This window comes from Streptomyces sp. SBT349 (assembly GCF_001083795.1).
Taxonomy (GTDB): Bacteria; Actinomycetota; Actinomycetes; order Streptomycetales; family Streptomycetaceae; genus Streptomyces.
This window is the reverse complement of record NZ_LAVK01000126.1, coordinates 1-19,800: the sequence shown is the minus strand read 5'-3', so window position 1 is coordinate 19,800 and position 19,800 is coordinate 1. Positions and strand designations below refer to the sequence as shown.

Sequence of the window (19,800 nt, the reverse complement as noted above, 5' to 3'; positions counted from 1 at the left end):
GAGCTGGCCAGCGCCGCCGCCCGGTCCCCCAGGCCGGACGGTCCCCGGCCGGCGACCGCGCCGGCGCCGGGGGCCGCCCGGCCGTTCGCCCCCGGCCGGAGGACTACCCCGCGCTGTCGAAGTCGATCGCGCTGTAGGCGCGCAGCTTGGACAGCTTGTGCGTCGAGTCGATCTGCCGGATCGTGCCGGAGCGGGAACGCACCACCAGCGACTGCGTGGTGGCCGTCTCCGCGCGGTAGCGGACCCCGCGCAGCAGCTCGCCGTCGGTGATGCCGGTGGCCACGAAGAACACGTTCTCGCCGCGGACCAGGTCCCTGGTGTGCAGCACGCGGTCGAGGTCGTGGCCCGCGTCGAGCGCGGCGCGGCGCTCGGCCTCGTCCTTGGGCCACAGCTTCCCCTGGATCGTGCCGCCCAGGCAGGTGATCGCGCAGGCCGCGATGATGCCCTCGGGGGTGCCGCCGACCCCGAGCAGCAGGTCGACGCCCGTGCCCTCGCGCACGGACATGATGGCGCCCGCCACGTCCCCGTCCTGGATGAAGGTGATGCGGGCCCCGCACTCCCTGACCTCTCTGACGAGGTCCTCGTGGCGCGGCCGGTCCAGGATGCAGACCGTCACATCCGCGGGGGAGCCGCCCTTGGCCTTGGCCACCCGGCGGATGTTCACGGCGGCGGGCGCGTCGATGTCCACGAACTCGGCCGCCTCGGGCCCGGTGGCCAGCTTGTCCATGTAGAAGACGGCGCTGGGGTCGAACATCGTGCCGCGCTCGGCCACCGCGAGAACGGAGACGGCGTTGCCCATGCCCTTGGCGGTCAGCGTGGTCCCGTCCACCGGGTCCACGGCGACGTCGCACTCGGGGCCCGAGCCGTCGCCGACGCGTTCCCCGTTGAACAGCATGGGCGCCTCGTCCTTCTCACCCTCGCCGATGACGACGACGCCGTTCATCGAGACGGTGGAGATGAGGGTGCGCATCGCGCGCACGGCGGCGCCGTCCGCGCCGTTCTTGTCGCCGCGGCCCACATAGCGTCCCGAGGCCAGCGCCCCGGCCTCGGTGACCCTGACCAGTTCCAGGGCGAGGTTCCGGTCGGGGGCCTCGGGAGAGACGTTGAGCGGGGGTGGCAGATGGTGCTCGGACATCGGGACGACCTTTCTGCGCGCGGTCCTTCGCACGGTCGCGGGGAGGGTCTTCCGACTCTAACCGGATCGCGTGCACATGAGCATTCCCCCTCTCGAATGAGCGAACCGGGGGTGGCTGTACGCCTCGCTCCGGTGTGCGGGACAATGGCGGCGTGGCGAAAGACGTGGCACCCGGCGAATCGACGACCGAGGAGCCGACCGAGGAGCCTGCCGGGGAGCCGACCTCGGAGCGGGCGGGGCGCGCGGCGGGCCGGCCCACCGCGCCGCCCGCCAGGCGGCGCCCCCCCTGGTCCTGGTGGAACATGACGCTGTCGCTGGCCGCGCTCTGCGTCGGCGCCTTCGCCCTGGTCCTCCTCAACCCCGGGGACCAGCCTGAGGGTTCGACGCCGACCGTCACGTACGACCTCGAAGCGGCCACCGCCGCCCGCGCCGCCCCCTACGCCTTGGTCGTGCCCGAGGGACTCCCGGACGACTGGCGGGCCACCTCCGTGCGGTACCAGCCGATGGGGGAGTTCGGCGCCACCTGGCGCCTGGGCTTCCTCGACCCGGACGACGAGTACGCCGCGGTGGCCCAGGCCGACGGCGACGCCGACGGCTTCATCGAGGAGATGACCCGGGGCGCCGAGGACACCGGCTCCCAGCAGGCCGTCGCGGGGCGCGACTGGGCCAGGTACGAGGGCGACAAGTACGACGCGCTGGTGCTGCGCGAGGCCGGCGTCACCACCGTGGTGCACGGCACCGCGCCCTTCGAGCGGCTGGCGCACTTCGCCGCCGCCCTGGAGGTCAGGACCCCCGAGAGCTGAGCCGCCGGGCGCCCCCGCGCGGCGGGGCCGCACGCCTCACGCCTCTCCGGCCTCGGCCTCCCGTTCCACCGCGCCGTCGGCGTCCTTCTCCCCGTCCCCGTCCCCGTTCCCGTCCCCGTCCTCGTCCTCTTCGCCGTTCTCCCGGGCCAGCGCCGCGTCCAGCCGGGCGCGCGCGCCTTCGAGCCAGCGCTCGCAGATCCGGGCCAGCTCCTCGCCCCGCTCCCAGAGCGCCAGCGACTCCTCCAGCGTCGACCCGCCCGCCTCCAGCCTGCGCACCACGTCGATCAGCTCGTCCCTCGCCTGCTCGTAGCCGAGTGTCGCGTCCGTGTCCGCGCCGGTGTCCGCCTGCGTCATGCCCGTCACCCTATGCCCGCCCTTCCGGCCCACCGGGCCGCTCGCCGACCGTCACCGGGAACGCGCCCTCGGCCACGCGCGCCCTCAGCACCTCGCCCGCCTCGACCTCGTCGGCGGCGCGCACGGCCGCCCCGTCCGCGCGCTGGAGCACGGCGTAACCGCGCCGCAGCGTCGCCGCGGGCGACAGCGCCACCACCCGCGCACGGGTGTGCGTCAGGTCCGCGGCGGCGCGGTCCAGCAGATGCCCCAGCGTGCGCCGGGCGCGCCCCAGCAGCCCGTCCAGCTCCTCCGCGCGCCCGCGCACCAGCCGGTGCGGCTCGGCCAGCACCGGCCGGTCGCGCGCCGCGGCGAGGCCCCGCTCCTCCCGGTCGATCCTCGACTCCAGCACCCACCGCGCCCGGTCCCTCAACTGCCGCACCCGCGCCAGCTCCTCGCGCACATCGGGAACGACCCGCTTCGCCGCGTCGGTGGGCGTCGAGGCCCGAAGGTCGGCGACGAGGTCGAGCAGCGGCGCGTCCGGCTCGTGGCCGATCGCCGAGACCACCGGGGTCCGGCAGTCGGCGACGGCGCGCACCAGCCGTTCGTCGGAGAACGGCAGAAGGTCCTCGACGCTCCCGCCGCCCCTGGCCACGACGATGACCTCCACGTCCGGGTCGGCGTCCAGCTCCCTGACCGCGTCGATCACCTGCGGCACGGCGTGCACCCCCTGGACCGCCACGTTCCGTACGGCGAATCTGACGGCGGGCCAGCGCAGCCTCGCGTTCTCCAGGACGTCCCGCTCGGCGGCCGAGGCCCGCCCCGTCACCAGGCCCACCCGGCCCGGCAGGAACGGCAGCCGCCGCTTGCGCTCGGGTGCGAAGAGCCCCTCGGCCGTCAGCGCGCGCTTCAGCCGTTCGAGACGGACCAGGAGTTCACCGACCCCCACCGCACGGATCTCCGAGGCCCGCAACGAGAGCTCGCCGCGCGGCGCGTACCACTCGGGCTTCGCGAACACCACGACCCGCGCGCCCTCGCTTATCACGTCGGCGACCGGGTCGAAGACCCCCCGGAAACAGGTGACCCTGACCGACACGTCGTGCGCCGGATCGCGCAGCGTGAGAAACACCACCCCGAAGCCGGGCCGGCGCGAGAGCTGGGTGATCTGCCCCTCCACCCAGACCGCCCCGAGCCGGTCGATCCACCCTCCGATCAGCCGCGACACCTCGCCGACCGGGATCGGCACCTCCGCCGTTGTCCGCACTGCCATGCCGTCACGGTAGCGCCGAGCACTGACAGCCCCCTCCGGTCGCCGCCCCCGTACCATGGGGCACATGGCTGAAGACGCTCAAGACACCGGGCGCCGCCGCGTCCTGCTCGCCGCCCCCCGCGGCTACTGCGCGGGCGTGGACCGCGCGGTCATAGCCGTTGAGAGAGCCCTGGAGCAGTACGGGGGTCCCATCTACGTCCGCCACGAGATCGTGCACAACAAGTACGTGGTCTCCACGCTGGAGAAGAAGGGCGCCATCTTCGTCGAGGAGACCGCGGAGGTCCCCGAGGGCGAGATCGTCATCTTCTCCGCCCACGGCGTCTCCCCCGAGGTCCGCCGGGAGGCGGAGCGCGGGAAGCTCGCCACCGTCGACGCCACCTGCCCCCTGGTCACCAAGGTCCACAAGGAGGCCGTCCGTTTCGCCAAGGACGACTTCGACATCCTGCTCATCGGCCACGAGGGCCACGAGGAGGTCATCGGCACCAGCGGCGAGGCGCCCGACCACATCACCCTGGTCGACGGCCCCGACGACGTCGCGAACGTCGAGGTCCGCGACCCGGAGAGGGTGGTCTGGCTCTCCCAGACCACGCTGTCGGTCGACGAGACCATGGAGACCGTGGACGCCCTCAAGCGCCGCTTCCCCGCGCTCCTCAGCCCACCGAGCGACGACATCTGCTACGCCACGCAGAACCGGCAGACCGCCGTCAAGCAGGTCGCCGCCGAGGCGGACCTGGTGCTGGTCGTCGGCTCGAAGAACTCGTCCAACGCCGTCCGCATGGTCGAGGCGGCCCTCGCCGCCGGCGCGCGCGAGGCCCACCTCGTCGACCACGCGGACGAGCTCGTCGAGGCGTGGCTGCACGGGGTCACCACCGTGGGGCTCTCCTCGGGAGCCTCGGTCCCCGAGGTCCTGGTGGACGGCGTCCTGGAGTGGCTGGTCGCCCACGGTTTCGACGAGGTCGAGATCGTCAAGCCCATGGAGGAGCACATCCGGTTCTCCCTGCCCAAGGAGCTCCGCCGCGACCTGCGCGCCGAGGCGGCGGACAAGGTGCGCGGCTAGCCCTCCATCCCCCCTCCATCCCCCCTGTATCTCCCTTGTCCCCAGCCGTGATGGGCCCGTTCCTATGATCGGGCGCCGTTGCGGACCTCGTGGCAGGGGAGATTGACGTGTTGCGGGGAAGCCCGCGAATGGCGACGGAGGACGGACGTCAGGTCTGCGCGCGGGCCTCGGCCCGGCGCCGCCTCAGCTGGCGGCGGAGGAGGTCGAGCCCCCTGCGGACCAGCACGATCACTCCCGCCGTCAGCGTTCCGGCGAAGACCCACGGCGCGCGCAGGGCGAGTTCGGTCAGCGTGGCCATGGGCCCCGCGGTCGAGAGCAGCCCCGTGGCGAACGCGATCGGCGCGGCGATCGGCGCGCAGATCAGGTCCGCGGGCCTGACCCAGACCGCCGTGGCCGCGCAGGTCAGCACAGAGAGCACCCCGTACAGCGCGGGGACCCCGCCCAGCGGCTTGCAGAGCCAGGCCGCCGCCACCATCGCCGCGGTGGCCAGCACGCCGCAGCCGAGGCCGGTGAGCCTCGGGCGGGGGAACCGGCGCCGCTGGCGCCCCCGGCCCTGCGCCGACGGGCGGTCGTGGGGGTCCTGCCCGGCGGTCACACCGGGGGACGGCCGGGGCACCCTCGTCCGCACCGCGGTCGCCGACTGCCGAGCGTGACGGGTGGTGTGCGTACTGTGTTCCACGTCACCACGGTAAGCCGGGGGCGGGGACGGATAGCGTGATGGACACGCTTGCGTGCCATATGACTGTCCGCCCGCGGCGCCCGGGGGCCGCGCGGGCGGCCGTAGACTTGTCCCTCGGCCCTCGTCTCGCCCCCTCGCTCCGGGAAGTCTCACGTGTCGCTCACGATCGGAATCGTCGGCCTGCCGAATGTCGGCAAGTCGACCCTGTTCAACGCCCTCACCAAGAACGACGTGCTCGCGGCCAACTATCCGTTCGCCACGATCGAGCCGAACATCGGCGTCGTCGGCGTCCCGGACCCCCGGCTGTCCTGTCTCGCCGGGATCTTCGGCTCGGCGCGGATCCTGCCCGCCACGGTGGACTTCGTCGACATCGCGGGCATCGTGCGCGGCGCGAGCGAGGGAGAGGGCCTGGGGAACAAGTTCCTCGCCACCATCCGCGAGTCCGACGCGATCTGCCAGGTCATCCGAGCCTTCCACGACGAGAACGTGATCCACGTCGACGGCAAGGTGTCGCCCAAGAGCGACATCGAGACCATCGACACCGAGCTGATGCTGGCCGACCTCCAGACGATCGAGAAGGTGCTGCCCCGGCTCCAGAAGGAGGCCCGGGTCAAGAAGGACAGGCAGCCGCAGGTCAGGGCCGTCGAGGAGGCCAAGACCATCCTGGAGGAGGGCCGCACCCTCTTCTCCGCGGGCATCGCCCAGGGCACCGAACGGGCCGAGCCCCTCCACGAGCTCCACCTGCTGACGGTCAAGCCGTTCCTCTATGTCTTCAACGTGGACGAGGACGAGCTCGTGGACGAGGCGTTCAAGGAGGAGCAGCGGGCCCTGGTGGCCCCGGCCGAGGCCATCTTCCTGAACGCCAAGCTGGAGGCGGACCTCGCCGAGCTGGAGGAGGACGAGGCGCTCGAACTCCTCCAGACCGTCGGCCAGACCGAGTCCGGCCTCGCGACCCTGGCCCGCGTGGGCTTCGACACCCTGGGCCTCCAGACCTACCTGACGGCGGGTCCGAAGGAGACCCGCGCCTGGACGATCAAGAAGGGCGCCACGGCCCCCGAGGCGGCCGGCGTGATCCACACCGACTTCCAGAAGGGCTTCATCAAGGCCGAGGTGATCTCCTTCCCCGACCTGATCGACGCCGGCTCCGTCACCGAAGCCCGCGCCCGCGGCAAGGCCCGCATGGAGGGCAAGGACTACCTGATGCGCGACGGCGACGTGGTGGAGTTCCGCTTCAATGTGTGATCATTTGAGTACCTTTAGCTAGACTGATCTGTCAAATGCGCAGGTCAAGCGGGGCTCGCCTCTCTGGAGGCGAGCCCCGTTCTCTTTTCTGTGCTGATCTGGTGCTGACTTTCGGCCCGCCCGACCCTCTGGTCGATGGTACGTTATGTGGTACCAGTCATGGAGGGAGTTCAGTCGATGTCGATCACTGCCAGCGAGGCGCGCAAGGCCCTCTTCCCGTTGATCAAGAAGGTCAACGACGATCATGAGGCCATCGAGATCGTCTCCAAACACGGGAACGCCGTGCTCGTCTCGGCTGAGGACTACGCAGCCCTGCGTGAAGGCTCCTACCTGTTGCGCTCGCCGGCGAACGCCCGCCGGCTGCTCAAGGCGTACGAGAACGCGCTTGGTGACGCAGGGCTCTCCGAGCGGGAACTCATCGACCCTGATGCGTCGGGTGTCGAGAAGGGCGCCGCGTGAGGCTCGTCTTCGAAGAGGGCGGCTGGGAGGACTACACGTCCTGGCTCAAGAACGACCGCAAGATGCTCACCCGGATCAACAAGCTCATCGAGGACGTCCTGCGCGACCCGTTCGCCGGGATCGGCAAGCCCGAGCCGCTGAAGTACCACCTGCCAGGGGCCTGGTCGCGGCGGATCGATGACGAGCATCGCCTCGTCCATCTGGTCACTGACCGGGAAATCATCATCCTGGCGGCCCGCTACCACTACTGATCCCCGGGCCTCGTGTGTGTCACCGTGCTGATTCCGTGCTGACTTGGGTCCTCAGAATCAACATCTTCGCAGGTCACAGCGTTGTGATTAACTTTCCGTTTCAACGTGTGACCGGCCGCGTGAGGCCGAGGCGGCAGGGCGTGGAGGGGACGTACGTGATGTGTTTTCAGCTGGCCGTGCCCGTCGTCGGTGCGCCGATGGCGGGGGGTGCCTCGACGCCCGCGTTGGTGGCGGCGGTGAGCGGTGCCGGTGGTCTGGGGTTTCTCGCTGCCGGGTACCGGACGGCGGGTGCGATGGTCGAGCAGATCGGGCGGACCCGTGAGCTGACGGACCGTCCGTTCGGCGTCAACCTCTTCGTCCCGGGGCCGCCCTCCGACGCGGCCGTGGTGGCCGCCTACCGTCGGCGGCTGCTGCCCGAGGCCGAGGCGTGGGGGGTCGAACTTCCCTCGGTGATCCCGCCCGACCGCGACGACTGGGACGCCAAGCTCGCGGCGCTGATCGCCGACCCGGTGGCGTATGTGTCCTACGCCTTCGGCCTGCCCGCACGCGCGGATGTCGAGGCCGTTCGCGCCGTTGGCGGCGTGCAGATCGGCACCGTCACCACTCCTGCCGAGGCGCTGGCGGCCACCAGGCTGGGACTCGATGTGCTCACGGTGCAGGGTCCTGGCGCCGGCGGCCACCGTGCCACCCATCGCGCCGAGGACGAGCCCGGCACGCTGCCGTTGCTCCAACTCCTCGCCGCGGTACGGGAGGTGACCGAGCTGCCGCTGATCGCCGCGGGTGGCCTGGCGGACGGCGCGGCGATCGCCGCCGCACTGCGAGCGGGGGCGCGCGCCGTCCAGCTCGGCACCGCCTATCTGCGCACGGACGAGTCCGGCGCCTCCCCGGCACACCGGCGAGCGCTGCTGGAACGCGACGCCACCACCGTGACCCGCGCCTTCACCGGCCGCCCCGCGCGCGGGCTGCGCAACGCCTTCATCGACCGCCACCAGCCGCACGCGCCCACGGCCTATCCCGAGGTGCACCACCTCACCCAGCCCCTGCGGGCCGCCGCCGCCCGGCGCGGCGACCTGGACGCGATGCACCTGTGGGCGGGTACCGGACACCGGCTGGCCCGGAGCGGTCCGGCGGCCGACCTGACCCGCGCGCTGTGGCGGGAGGCCGGAGCGCCGGCCCGGCGCTGAATCGGTCGAGCGGTTCATCAAGTGGCCGGAGCAGTCCCCCTTCGACCGGCACGACCTGGCGGCCCTTCACCGGCATCGCGCCGCGCTGGCCCGCGAACGCGTTCCCGTCGTGGCGGTGTCGCGCGGAGGGTCAGGGGCGGTCGGATGCCTCCGGCGCCCGGGTTCTGAGCGTCAGCACCTCGGGGGCGATCACCCGGACGCCGTGCCGGTCGACGGTGATGACGCCGTCGCGGTGCAGCCGGGACAGGACGCGGTTGACGGTGACGCGGGAGACGCCGAGCAGGTCGGCGAGGTCCTGCTGGGTGCCCGTGCCGGGCAGGCGGACACGCCTTCCGCCGCCGGACGCGGCGGCGCTCCGGTCGAGCAGCCAGGCCGCCAGCCGCGCCTCGGCGGGCAGGGTCGCCGCGGCGGTGAACCGTTCCCCCTGTGCGCGGACCTCCGCGGCGAGTACGCGCAGGACGTGGCGGCGGACGGCGGGGGCGTCGTCGACGAGGGCGAGGAAACGCTCGCGGGGCAGGGCGCGGACCGTGCAGGGGGTGACCGCGGTGAGCGTCGCGGTGTGGCCGTTGCCGTCGATGACGGCGACTTTGTCCAGCGCGCGCGGACCGGACCAGTCGCCGTGACGAACGAGCCGCCCGGTCCGGGTGGTCAGCGTCGCCGAGACGCGGCCGTCGAGGAGCAGCAGCAGGTGGGTGGCGGGGTCCGTGGCGTGGCGCAGGACGTGACCGGCGGGCACGCGGCGCGGCGGCGACGCGGCCCCCAGCGCGCGCAGCTGGTCGGGGGGCAGCGTGGCGAGCAGCGGCACGGCGCGCAGGGCCTCGGCGGGGTCGGGTGTATCGGCTGATACAGACGCGGTCACGCTGCCGACCGTACCGTTCCGGTCATGCTGATCGTCGAACTCGCATTCACCCTCCCGGCGACCGAGGAACGGCTGGCCGGGCGTCCGGCCCACCGGGCGTCCCTGGCCCGGCTGCACGAGGAGGGACGACTCCTCGCGGCGGGCCCGTGGGCGGACGAATCGGGAGCCCTGCTGGTCTTCGACCTCCCGGGCCCGGAGGAGCTGGACCGCGTCCTGGCGGCGGACCCGTACTTCCACCGGACGCCCGGGGTGACCGTCGTCTCCGTGCGGGAGTGGGCCCCCGTCGTGGTGCCGGGGCCGGACGGCCGGTGGTCGCCCACGTTGTGATCCGGGCCAACCCACCCATAGTGGGTTACAGTGCGCCCCGTGCGCCCCGCGCACCACCCACGGCCAGGCTCACGATCAGGAGTGACGGCATCGACACCCTCACCGGTCCGGTCGGCACCGGACAGACGACGTCCGGGTCGCGGCCGTGAACGGCGGCGAACGAGCCCGGGGGTACGTCGGGACTCCGCCGCTGTCGAGCCGGCCCGCCCTGAGCGCGCCGGAGCCGGCCACGGGAAGGCTGGCCCCCGGTCCGGGGCGGGGTCAGCCGCTGATCGGCCTCGCGGGGCTGACCTTCCTCGTGCCCCTGTTCTTCCTGCTGGCCTTCGGCGCCGGGGGGCCCGTGGCATCCCTTGAGGTACTGGCCCCCCTCACCACCTTCGCCCTTCCGGTCGTCGCGGTCATCGCCTTCTGGTGGGAGGACTGGCCCGGGAGCACCCTGCGCGCGGGCTGGTCGGGGCTGACGGACACGCTGATCGCCCTGGCCGCGGGGGTGGGCCTCACCCTCCTCGGCCAAGCCGTCGTCGCCGGATTCGACGCCCGCGCCCTGTTCGACCCCGACCCGGGCGCCGGTCAGGTGAAGACCTTCCCCGACACCCTGCCCGTCGCCGCCGGCGTGTTCACCGCGATCCTCCAACTCACCCTGGTGTCCGAGGGGTGGCCCTTGCGCCGCCTCGGCCGTCTCGCCTCGGGACTCGCGGCCCTCGCGGTGGCCTGGGGCGTGGGGGTGGCCGCCTACCTGCTCCTCGTGCACGTCGAGGCCGGGGGGCAGGACGGCCTCCGCGATCCCGGGGGCCCCGTCCCCTCCGTCGTCTACGGGGCGTGGCTCAGCGCACTGGGCGCGTGGCAGTTGGTGTTCTTCGTGGTGCTGCGGGGATGGCCCTTCACGGCCGTGCGGCGCAGGGCCATCCGCCTTCCGCTCGCCAACGTGGTCGTGATCGCGTGTGCCTGGGGCTTCTACCTGTTCATGCGTCACGCCGTGGGCCTGTCCGGCAGGCAGGTGGCGGCGGCCTGCGCCTGCGGCATCGCGGCCCTCCTGCTCACGGCGATGCTCTTCGACCGCTGGCCGTGGACGCGACTGAGTCCGCTACCCGGCCGTATCGGCGTGGTGATCACCTCGATCGCCGTGGCGTGGCTGATGTACTGGGCCCTGCATTCCTACGCGGACACGGTGGACTGGGGGCGCGCGCACCCGGAGGACTGGGTCTCCTACAGCGCCCTGAACGCCGTCGGCATGGGAGTCATCCTGCACGTGGCCATCTGGAAGCGATGGCCGGTGGTCGTCGGACCAGGCGCGGGACCGCGCCCCGGCGCCCGGTCAAACGACCACCGGCCCGCGCCGGACACCCGCGGCTGACGCCGGACGGAGGCGGTGGCCACCGGAGCGGACATCCGCCGGCACATCGCGGCTCGGGAAGCCGCACTCCTCAACGGATTCCTGGGAGGAACGACGTCATGGACGTGGACATCACGCTCCGGGTGGACGGGGCCGAGCACCGGCTCACCGTGGACACCCGCACCACCCTGCTGGACGCCCTGTGCGAACGGCTGGGCAACACCAGTCCGAAGAAGGGCTGCGACCACGGGCAGTGCGGCGCCTGCACCGTCCTGCTGGACGGGGAGCGCGCGCTCAGCTGCCTCGCGCTGGCGGTCGCCCACCAGGGGGCGGAGGTGGTGACGGCCGCCGGCCTCGCCGACGGGGAGGAGCTCCACCCGCTCCAGCGCGCGTTCATCGAGCACGACGCCTTCCAGTGCGGGTACTGCACCCCCGGTCAGATCGTCTCCGCGGTGGGCATGCTCGCCGAGGCGGACTCCGGCTGGCCCAGCGCCGTGGCCGAGGACATCACCGCCGGCAAGGTCACGCTGGACGACCGGGAGATCGCCGAGCGCATGAGCGGCAACCTCTGCCGCTGCGCCGCCTACGTCAACATCCGGCCCGCGATCAGCGAGGTGGCGCGGTGATCCCCTTCCGCTACGAGAGGCCGGACGACGTGGCCACGGCCGTCGGCCTGCTGTCACGGGAGCCGCGCGGCGCGTACCTGGGCGGGGGTACCAACCTGGTCGACCTGATGAAGCTGGAGGTGGCGAGGCCCGACGTGCTCGTCGACGTCCGCCGGCTCACGTCCGGCACGATCGACGACCTGCCCGGCGGCGGCCTGCGCATCGGCGCGGCCGTCTCCAACAGCCACCTCGCCGCCGACCTCCGCGTCCGCCGGCTCTACCCGATGCTGGCGCAGGCCGTGCTCGCGGGGGCCTCCGGGCAGCTGCGCAACCTGGCGACGAGCGGCGGCAACCTCCTCCAGCGCACCCGCTGCGTGTACTTCCAGGACCTGACCACCCCCTGCAACAAGCGCGAGCCGGGATCGGGCTGTTCGGCGATCGAGGGTCACCACCGGGACCTCGCGGTCCTGGGCGCGTCACCGGAGTGCGTCGCCACGCATCCCTCGGACATGGGGGTGGCGCTCACCGCGGTGGACGCCGTCGTGCGGGTCCGGGGACCCGAGGGCGAGCGGACCGTCCCGTTCGGGGAGTTCCACCGCCTGCCGGGGGAGGCGCCGGAGCGCGACACCGTTCTCCGGCACGGCGAGCTGATCACCGCGATCGACCTGCCGCACCTGCCGGTCGCGGCGCGGTCGCAGTACCGCAAGATCCGCGACCGCGCGTCCTACGCCTTCGCCCTCGTCTCCGCCGCCGTCGCCCTGGAGGTGGCGGACGGCACCGTACGCGAGGTGCGCATCGGCCTCGGCGGCGTCGCGCACAAGCCGTGGCGGGCGAGGGCGGCCGAGGAGTTGCTCCTGGGGGCACCCGCCACCGCGGTCACCTTCCGTGACGCCGCCGAGGCCGAACTCGTCGCCGCGAGGCCCCTGCCGGGCAACGGTTTCAAGGTGCCGCTGGCCCGCAACGTCATCGTCGGCATGCTGAACGACCTTGCGGAGGAGCAGCGATGAGCACCAGCCGTACCCCCGTGGTGGGGACTCCCCTGAGCCGTCTCGACGGGCCCCTCAAGGTCCGGGGGGCGGCCACCTACGCGTTCGAGCACCGGGTGGACGATCCGGCCTACCTGGGCCTGGTGGTGTCCTCCGTCACCAGGGGACGCGTCACCGCGGTCGACGACTCCGCCGCGCTGGCCGAGCCGGGCGTCCTCGCCGTGCTCACCCACGCGAACGCGCCGAGGCTGGCCGGCGACGACCCCGAGCTCGCGATCCTCTGGTCGGCCGAGGTGTGGTGGCGCAAACAGGTCGTCGCCGCGGTGGTCGCCGAGACCATCGAAGTCGCCCGCTACGCGGCGGGACTCGTGCGGGTGTCCTACGAGGAGCTGCCGCACGACACCGAGATGCGCCACGACGAGGACGCGTGGGAGAAGCCCGGCGCCCACGTCGGCCTCTTCGGCACCGCCGAGGGAGAGCTGAACAACGGCATGCCCGACGCCGACAGCGCGGTGGGCGACGTCGAGACCGCGCTGGCCGAGGCCCCGGTCGCCATCGACGTCACGTATACGATGCCGCACCAGTTCCAGAGCGCGATGGAGCCGCACGCCGCGATCGCCGAGTGGACGGGCGAGGACACGCTCACGATCCACTGCAGTTCGCAGGGCGTCACCGACGCGCGCCGCTGGATCGCCATGACGCTCGGACTGCCGCCGGAGAACATCCGGCTCATCTCCCCGCACGTCGGCGGCGCCTTCGGCTCGAAGACGTTCCCGCAGGCGTACGCCGTCCTGACCGCGATGGCGGCGAAGGTCGTGGGCCGCCCGGTCAAGCTCGCGCTCACCCGTCAGCAGATGTTCTTCATGACCGGCTACCGGGCCCCCTGCCGGCACCGCATGCAGCTGGGGGCCGGGCGGGACGGACGGCTCACGGCGATCGCGCACGACTCGGTGCAGCAGACCGCCCGTTCCAAGAAGTACGCGGAGCAGATCGCCGTCGTGTCGCGCACGATGTGGGCCGCGCCGCACCGGCGCACCACGCACCGGCTGCTGCCGCTGGACTTCTCCGTGCCGACCATCATGCGGGCTCCGGGCGAGGCGCAGGGCACCTACGCCCTGGAGTCCGCGATGGACGAGATGGCGATCGAACTCGGCATGGACCCGGTGGAGTTCAGGATCCTCAACGAGCCGGACGCGCACCCCGAGTCCGGCCTTCCGTTCTCCAGCCGGCGCGTCGTGGAGTGCCTGCGCGAAGGGGCCCGGCTCGTGGACTGGGACCGCCGCGACCCCACCCCGAGGTCCCGGCGGGAGAACGGCTGGCTCATCGGCACCGGGGTGGCCGTCGGGGGGTACGTGGCGCCCCAACTGCCGGGCAACGCCACGCGGATCGAGGCCGCCGCCGGGGGCCGCTACACCGTGTCGATCGCGGCCGCCGACATCGGCACCGGCACCTGGACGGCCCTCACCCAGATCGCCGCCGACGGCCTCGGGGCCGGTGTCGACGCGGTGACGTTGCGGATCGGCGACACCGACCTGCCGCCGGCCTCGGCCGCCGGCTTCTCCTCGGGGATCAGCAGCTGGGGCGCGTCCATCGTCGCGGCGACGCGGGAGATGCGGCGCCTCGTCGACGAGGAGCACGGCGGCGCGATCCCGGCGGAGGGGCTCGACATCACGGTGGAGGCACCCCCCAACCCGAACGCGTCGCGGTACGCGATGTACTCCTTCGCCGCCCAGTTCGCGGAGGTGCGGATCCACGAGGAGACCGGGACCGTGCGCGTCCCCCGGCTGGTCGGCGTCTTCGACGTGGGCCGCGTCGTGAACCCCAGGACGGCCAGGTCGCAGCTCGTCGGCGGCATGACCCAGGGCATCTCCATGACCCTGCACGAGGTGGGCGTGGTCGACAACCGGATCGGCCAGATCGTCAACCACGACCTGGCCACCTACCACGTCGCCGCGAACGCCGACGTCGGTTCCGTCGAGGCGCACTGGCTGGACGCGGTGGACCCCTACACCAACCCGCTGGGCACCAAGGGACTGGGCGAGGTCTGCGTCGTCGGCACGGCCGCCGCCATCACCAACGCGGTGTACCACGCCACGGGTCTGCGGATCCGCGACCTGCCGATCACCCTGGACAAGCTCCTTCCCCGGGGCCTGTGACGACCGGAGCCGCGGCCGGGCCCTTGACATGTCGCTTAGTTGGTTAGCAAACTATCTAAATGCTTGACGTCGAGGTGCTGAAGGCGCTGGGCAACGAGAAGCGTCTGGCGATCATGGAGTGGCTGCGGGACCCCGCGGCGCACTTCCCGCGGCAGCGTGACGGGGACCTTGTCGACGACGGGGTCTGCTCGGTGTTCATCGCCGACAAGCTCGGGGTGAGCCAGCCCACCGCGAGCGTGCACCTCCGGGTGCTCACCGGCGCCGGTCTGCTGCGTGCCAGGAGGATCAAGCAGTGGACCTTCTACCGGCGTGACGAGCGGCGCATCGCCGAAGTCAAGAGGATGTTCGACGGGGGATGGTGAGAGTGCCCCAGCAGTTCGCGTCCGCACCGCGGGACGCCGAGGACGCGGCCGGTGCCGCCGTGGATTCCTATGGACGGCTCATATCGCTGCTCGACGCGGGCGGCGCCCGGTACCGCGTCATCGACCACGCCCCCGAGGGGCGCACCGAGGTGGTCAGCGCGTACCGGGGCCATCCGGTGAGCCATGCGGCCAAGTGCCTCGTCGTCATGGTCAAGACGGGCAAACGCACCAAACGGTACTTCCTCGCCGTGATCCCCGGCGATGCCAGGGTGGACCTGCCCGGGCTGAAGGCCCTGGCGCACGGCACCTACGTGTCCTTCGCGTCGACGGACAGGGCCGAGGCCCTGTCCGGCAGCGTCAGCGGCACCATCCTGCCGTTCAGCTTCCACCCGGATCTCGAACTCATCGTGGACCCGGGCCTGCTGGAACACCCCGAGATCTACTTCAACGCCGCGCGGCTGGACCGCTCCCTGGCCCTGGACACCCGGGACTACCGGGACCACCTGGACCGCGCCGGCGCGCGGATCGCGCCGATCACGGCCGAGGACGCCTGAGCGCGATGGACGACTCGGCCGACATACGAGGGAAGCGACACATGACACCGATCGGCCCACGGCCCGGCCTCACCCACACCTCCCACCTGCTGGTCGACGAGGGCCTGACCGTTCCGGCGGTGTCGGACGCGCTGTCCGGCTTCGCCGGCATGCCCCGGGTCTTCGCCACGGCCTATCTCGTCGCCTTCGTGGAGAACGCCTGCATCGAGGCCGTCGCCCCGATGCTCCCGGAGGGGAGCAAGACGGTGGGTACCCATGTGGAGCTCAGCCACAGCGCGGCGACCCCGGTGGGCATGAAGGTCACCGCGTCCGTCGAACTGGTCGAGGTCGAGGGGCGGCGGCTGCGCTTCGCCGTCGAGTGCCGTGACGAGCGGGACGTGATCAGCCGTGGCCACCACGAGCGGCACATCATCGACGCCTCGAAGTTCGAACAGCGCATGGCCGCCAAGGCGGCCGGCACGGCCCTCCGGGCCGGCGGGAAGCCGTAGGCGGCGGGCTCTCCCCGTTCGGCGGGCGCGGGCGCGGGGGCGGGCGTGGGCGCGGGTGCAACGCGGGTGCAACGCGCCTGTCCGCCCCCGCCGCGCATGCTCATACCCGCCGCGTCACTCGCGGCGCGGGCACCTCGGGACACGGGTGGAGTCCGCCCCTGCCCTGACCGACCCGACGTCTTCAACCGCCTGTTCGCACCAGCACATGCTCCGCGGAGGTTCTTCCCACATGACGCGCCGTCAGATACGCGCCGTAGCCGTTTCCGTCCTCGTCGTCCTCGCGGCCACCGGCACGCGCGGCGGAGGCTGCGGCGGTTCCAGCGGCAGTTCGGGCTCCGGCGACGGCTCCGGCGACAGCGGCGGCCAGGACGACGACTTCGACATCGACGTCCCCAGCACCTCCGGGGGTTCGACCACCTCGGGCGGCACCAGCGGCGGCGGCACCGCGACGGAGGGGCCGGCCGAGGGGGACGTCGGCGTCGTCGGCTGCGACTACATCGGAGAGAACCTGGTCACCGAGCTGGAGGTCACCAACCTCTCCACCAGCGAGACGTACAGCTACGACATCACCATCGTGGTGGAGCAGACCAGCGGCGACTCCATCGGTGCCACGCTCGCCTCGGACGTGCTGACCGTCAGCGAACTCGCGCCGGGCCAGAGCGAGACGCTGACCTCGGAGAGGATGTACTCCGTGTACGAGGAGATGACCTTCGAGTGCAGCGTCAGCGGGGTTCACCGGTACTGAGCCGGCCCGCCGTCCCGGGGGCGCGCCGCGGTCGCGCGTCCCCTCAGCACTCGCCGAGCCGGGCCAGTTCGGTGCGCAGGGCCTGCGCCCTGGGGTGGGACATCCGCCGGAAGATCGCCTCCGCGCGCGTCAGGTAGGGGCGGGCCTGCTCCGGGCCGCGGGTGCTGGCCAGGGTCATGCCGATGCCTTCCAGGCACTCGGCCCGCCGGTAGTCCTCGCCGCTCGCCTCGCTGACGGTCAGGCCCTCGCGGTAGCTGGCCAGCGCCTCCTCGTGCCGGCCGCTCAGCCGCTGGGCGCGGCCCAGTACGCGCAGGGCCACGGCCCGCGGGCTGTTCTCCGGCAGGGTGCCGTGGATGTGCAGGGCCTGCCTGGCATGGCTGATGGCCGTGTCCAGGCGCCCCAACCCCGTGTACGTCTCGGCCATGTTGCTCAGCGCCATGGCCTCGATCTCCGGGATCTCCACCCTGCGGGCCAGCGTCACGCAGCGGGCGAAGCAGTCGAGTTCGCGCCGCGAGTCGCCCAGGAAGCCGTAGAGGACCGCCAGGTTGTTGAGCACCCGCGCCTCCGAGACCTCGTCGCCCGCCGCGCGGGCCAGCGTCAGCGCCTCGTCGTACGCCTGGAACGCCTCGGCGGGGCGCTGGGTCTCGGCGTATGCCCCGCCCAGCCTCCGCAGCATCCGCCGCGTGGCCACGCCGTCGCGCAGCTCGCGCGCCGCGGCGAGGCCGAGGCGTTGCAGCTCGATCCAGTCCTCGTGCTGGCGGCGCCGGTGCTGGAGGAACCAGAGCGCGTCCGCGAGCTGCCAGGTCCGCCGGTGGTCCCCGACCCTGGCCGCGCACAGCGCCGCCGCGCGGATGTTGGCGTACTCGGCCGCCACCCAGGCGAGGCCCCCGGCGGGGTCGGTGAACGGCGCGGGCTCGGTGGGCGGGTGCTCGATGTGCCGCTCCGGCGGCCGGTAGTAGGCCTGGTGCGGCCGTCCCGCCGCGTCGGTGCGGGCCAGGTAGTGGTCGAGCACGCGGGCCACGGCCAGTGCCCGCTCCGCCTCCGGCTCCTCGGCCTCGGCGCGCTGCCTGGCGTAGAGGTGCACGAGGTCGTGCATCGCGTAGGCCCCGGTGGCGGTCTCCCGGATCAGGTGGGCGCTGAGCAGCGCGTTGACGGCGGGCTGGAGGGAGGCGACGGTGGAGCCGGTCAGCGCGGCCACCGCGTCCCCGGCGGGGTCGGGCCCCGGGTGCAGGCCCAGGAGCCGGAACAGCCGGGCCGCACCGTGGTCGAGCGCGTCGTAGGCCGAGCTGAACGCGGTCGGCACCGCGGCCGCCCGGTCGCCTTCGACCGTGAGCCTGGCCAGCCGGCGCTGCTCGTTGGAGAGTTCGTCGACGAGCCAGCCGACGGGCCGCCGGGGGTGGGCCAGCAGGCGGGCGGCAGCGATCCGCAGCGCGAGGGGCAGCCGGTCGCACAGCTCGGCGAGGGCCTCGACGGCGGGCCGCTGGCCGCGGACGCGGTCGGCGCCGATCATCCGGCCCAGCAGCGCGACCGCGTCACCGTGGCCGAGCACGTCCAGCGAGAGCGGCACCGCGTCGTCGATGGCGATCAGCCCGTCGAGCCTGCGGCGGCTGGTCACCAGCACCAGGGAGCCCGCCGAGCCGGGCAGCAGCGGGCGTATCTGCGCCGCGGAGGCCGCGTTGTCCAGCACCACCAGGACGCGGCGCCCGGAGAGCGACGACCGGTAGAGCGCGGCGCGTTCGTCCGGGTCTGCGGGGATCCGCCGGTCGTCGGTGCCGAGCGCGCGCAGGAACCGCCGCAGCACGTCGCCGGCGCTGAGCGCGTCCGCCTCGTGGCCGCGCAGGTCGACGAAGAGCTGCCCGTCGGTGAACGCGTCGCGGAGCAGGTGAGCGGCGTGCACGGCGAGCGAGGTCTTCCCGACGCCGGCGGCCCCGGAGATGACCACGGTGGCGGCCCGGGAGGAGCGCAGCCGCTCCAGTTCGGCCCGGCGGCCGGTGAACCCGCTGATGTCCGCGGGCAGTTCGGCCGGGCGTGGGGAGGGGCCACCCGCGGGGGCGTGGGCCGTGGCGGGCGCGGACAGGGTGGTGGCCCGGCGGGGCGTCCCGGTGGCGCCCTCGTCACGCAGGATCGCCAGGTAGGTGCGTTCCAGACCGGAGCCGGGCCCGACGCCCAGTTCCTCGCCCAGGCGTTCCCGCGTCGCCTGGTAGAGCGCCAGCGCCTCGGCCCGCCGGCCCGAGCCGTGCAGCGCCCGCATGAGCTGGGCCTGGAGTTCCTCCCGCAGCGGGCAGCCGGCGGCGTATCCGGCGAGCCGGCCCGCGGTCTCCCGGTGGAGTCCCAGCGCCAGCCGCGCCTCGGCCCACCGCTCGACCGCGAGGAGCTGCTCGTCGACCAGCGCGGGCACCACATCGCGAGCCAGCACGTCGGACACGACATCCGCAAGCGGCGCGCCCCGCCACAGCGCCAGCGCCCGGTCCAGCAGCGCCGCGCAGGTGGCGGGCTCGCCCGACGCGCCGGCGGCCTCGGCCTGTTCGGCCAGGGCGCGGAAGCGGAGCAGGTCCACCTGATCCCTCGCGACGTCCAGAACGTATCCGGGTCCGGCGCGGCGGATGTACTCCCCGCCGCCCTGGCCCGGGGCCGCCTCGTTCAGGGTGACCCGAAGCCGCCGGATGTAGCTTCTGACGGTGGTGGGTGTCCCGGTGCCCTCCTCGCCCCACAGGTGCTCGCTCAGCGTGGCCATGGACACGGGCCGGTTCGCGTTGACGGCCAGGCTCGCCAGCACCACGCGCAACTGCCGGGCCCCGAGCCCGGCTTCCCCCGCCTCGACCGGGCCGAGTATCCGGAACTCCACACCTGCTCCTCTGGTGACACAGCGGTGCGACGGAACTTTACGCCCGCGGGGGAGCGACCCCGGCGCCGCCTCCGTGACGGGTCGGTGGGCAGGCCCCGGTGGTGCGGGCTCCCTCAGGTGGCGGGGGTGG

21 protein-coding genes are annotated in these 19,800 nt (G+C 73.0%); 15 read left to right on the top strand and 6 right to left on the bottom strand.

All coding sequences use genetic code 11. From position 1 onward, the window contains the following. Positions 1-103 precede the first annotated feature (103 nt). Positions 104-1,135 carry a class II fructose-bisphosphatase gene (gene glpX / locus ADY01_RS17285; RefSeq protein WP_049573750.1) on the bottom strand — a complete coding sequence of 344 codons (1,032 nt, stop codon included), beginning with the start codon at positions 1,133-1,135 and terminating at the stop codon, positions 104-106. Between the two features lie 152 nt (positions 1,136-1,287). On the opposite strand from glpX, the gene ADY01_RS17280 reads away from it, so the two are divergent. Then, complete coding sequence (locus ADY01_RS17280; RefSeq protein ID WP_234320272.1) at positions 1,288-1,938, top strand: DUF4245 domain-containing protein; 651 nt, start codon at positions 1,288-1,290, stop codon at positions 1,936-1,938. 36 nt (positions 1,939-1,974) lie between these two features. On the opposite strand, the gene ADY01_RS17275 is transcribed toward ADY01_RS17280, so the two are convergent. Both ADY01_RS17275 and xseA read right to left on the bottom strand, forming a co-directional pair. Next, positions 1,975-2,292, bottom strand: coding sequence for an exodeoxyribonuclease VII small subunit (locus ADY01_RS17275; RefSeq protein WP_049573761.1), 318 nt, complete (start codon positions 2,290-2,292; stop codon positions 1,975-1,977). 10 nt (positions 2,293-2,302) lie between these two features. After that, positions 2,303-3,538, bottom strand: a complete 1,236-nt coding sequence (xseA, locus tag ADY01_RS17270) for an exodeoxyribonuclease VII large subunit (RefSeq protein ID WP_049573748.1) — start codon at positions 3,536-3,538, stop codon at positions 2,303-2,305. Between the two features lie 64 nt (positions 3,539-3,602). Here xseA and ADY01_RS17265 point away from each other — a divergent pair, with 64 nt between their 5' ends. Beyond that, the gene (locus tag ADY01_RS17265; RefSeq protein ID WP_049573759.1) at positions 3,603-4,595 is read left to right on the top strand and encodes a 4-hydroxy-3-methylbut-2-enyl diphosphate reductase; all 993 of its coding nucleotides are present in this window, start codon (positions 3,603-3,605) and stop codon (positions 4,593-4,595) included. 148 nt (positions 4,596-4,743) lie between these two features. On the opposite strand, the gene ADY01_RS17260 is transcribed toward ADY01_RS17265, so the two are convergent. Continuing rightward, positions 4,744-5,274, bottom strand: a complete 531-nt coding sequence (locus tag ADY01_RS17260) for a DUF6542 domain-containing protein (RefSeq protein ID WP_234320271.1) — start codon at positions 5,272-5,274, stop codon at positions 4,744-4,746. 153 nt (positions 5,275-5,427) lie between these two features. Here ADY01_RS17260 and ychF point away from each other — a divergent pair, with 153 nt between their 5' ends. The 4 genes from ychF to ADY01_RS17240 all read left to right on the top strand — a co-directional run bounded on the left by ychF (position 5,428) and on the right by ADY01_RS17240 (position 8,410). Further along, entirely contained in the window at positions 5,428-6,516 is a 1,089-nt protein-coding gene (gene ychF, locus ADY01_RS17255) for a redox-regulated ATPase YchF (RefSeq protein WP_049573742.1), read from the top strand. A 177-nt stretch (positions 6,517-6,693) separates the two neighbouring features. After that, on the top strand, positions 6,694-6,975 hold the full coding sequence (locus ADY01_RS17250; RefSeq protein WP_049573740.1) for a type II toxin-antitoxin system Phd/YefM family antitoxin: 282 nt from the start codon (positions 6,694-6,696) through the stop codon (positions 6,973-6,975). Continuing rightward, positions 6,972-7,226, top strand: a complete 255-nt coding sequence (locus tag ADY01_RS17245; protein ID WP_049573737.1) for a Txe/YoeB family addiction module toxin — start codon at positions 6,972-6,974, stop codon at positions 7,224-7,226. Before ADY01_RS17250 ends, ADY01_RS17245 begins: the two co-directional genes overlap by 4 nt. A gap of 158 nt (positions 7,227-7,384) precedes the next feature. Then, a complete protein-coding gene (locus tag ADY01_RS17240; protein ID WP_049573756.1) occupies positions 7,385-8,410 on the top strand; it encodes a nitronate monooxygenase in 1,026 nt (341 codons plus the stop codon). A gap of 130 nt (positions 8,411-8,540) precedes the next feature. Here ADY01_RS17240 and ADY01_RS17235 read toward each other — a convergent pair whose 3' ends face one another. After that, complete coding sequence (locus ADY01_RS17235) at positions 8,541-9,269, bottom strand: Crp/Fnr family transcriptional regulator (RefSeq protein ID WP_234320270.1); 729 nt, start codon at positions 9,267-9,269, stop codon at positions 8,541-8,543. A gap of 24 nt (positions 9,270-9,293) precedes the next feature. Between ADY01_RS17235 and ADY01_RS17230 the strand changes: the two genes are divergently transcribed. From ADY01_RS17230 to ADY01_RS17190, 9 genes are all read left to right on the top strand, one after another. Next, the gene (locus ADY01_RS17230; protein ID WP_049573732.1) at positions 9,294-9,596 is read left to right on the top strand and encodes a YciI family protein; all 303 of its coding nucleotides are present in this window, start codon (positions 9,294-9,296) and stop codon (positions 9,594-9,596) included. A gap of 145 nt (positions 9,597-9,741) precedes the next feature. Continuing rightward, positions 9,742-10,950: a hypothetical protein gene (locus ADY01_RS17225; RefSeq protein WP_049573728.1), complete on the top strand. Its 1,209-nt coding sequence runs from the start codon at positions 9,742-9,744 to the stop codon at positions 10,948-10,950. Between the two features lie 98 nt (positions 10,951-11,048). Beyond that, on the top strand, positions 11,049-11,555 hold the full coding sequence (locus ADY01_RS17220; RefSeq protein WP_049573726.1) for a (2Fe-2S)-binding protein: 507 nt from the start codon (positions 11,049-11,051) through the stop codon (positions 11,553-11,555). Then, positions 11,552-12,541: an FAD binding domain-containing protein gene (locus ADY01_RS17215; RefSeq protein ID WP_049573722.1), complete on the top strand. Its 990-nt coding sequence runs from the start codon at positions 11,552-11,554 to the stop codon at positions 12,539-12,541. Before ADY01_RS17220 ends, ADY01_RS17215 begins: the two co-directional genes overlap by 4 nt. Then, positions 12,538-14,676, top strand: a complete 2,139-nt coding sequence (locus ADY01_RS17210) for a xanthine dehydrogenase family protein molybdopterin-binding subunit (protein WP_049573718.1) — start codon at positions 12,538-12,540, stop codon at positions 14,674-14,676. Before ADY01_RS17215 ends, ADY01_RS17210 begins: the two co-directional genes overlap by 4 nt. 59 nt (positions 14,677-14,735) lie before the next feature. After that, entirely contained in the window at positions 14,736-15,038 is a 303-nt protein-coding gene (locus tag ADY01_RS17205; protein WP_049573716.1) for an ArsR/SmtB family transcription factor, read from the top strand. Then, positions 15,032-15,592 carry a YbaK/EbsC family protein gene (locus tag ADY01_RS17200; protein ID WP_078900373.1) on the top strand — a complete coding sequence of 187 codons (561 nt, stop codon included), beginning with the start codon at positions 15,032-15,034 and terminating at the stop codon, positions 15,590-15,592. Before ADY01_RS17205 ends, ADY01_RS17200 begins: the two co-directional genes overlap by 7 nt. Positions 15,593-15,633: 41 nt before the next feature. Next, complete coding sequence (locus ADY01_RS17195; RefSeq protein ID WP_049573713.1) at positions 15,634-16,080, top strand: thioesterase family protein; 447 nt, start codon at positions 15,634-15,636, stop codon at positions 16,078-16,080. Positions 16,081-16,309: 229 nt separating this feature from the next. Continuing rightward, positions 16,310-16,825: a hypothetical protein gene (locus tag ADY01_RS17190; protein ID WP_049573710.1), complete on the top strand. Its 516-nt coding sequence runs from the start codon at positions 16,310-16,312 to the stop codon at positions 16,823-16,825. 43 nt (positions 16,826-16,868) lie between these two features. On the opposite strand, the gene ADY01_RS17185 is transcribed toward ADY01_RS17190, so the two are convergent. Next, positions 16,869-19,670 (bottom strand): AfsR/SARP family transcriptional regulator, encoded by a 2,802-nt coding sequence (locus tag ADY01_RS17185; protein ID WP_049573707.1) that lies wholly within the window; start codon positions 19,668-19,670, stop codon positions 16,869-16,871. Positions 19,671-19,800 lie beyond the last annotated feature (130 nt).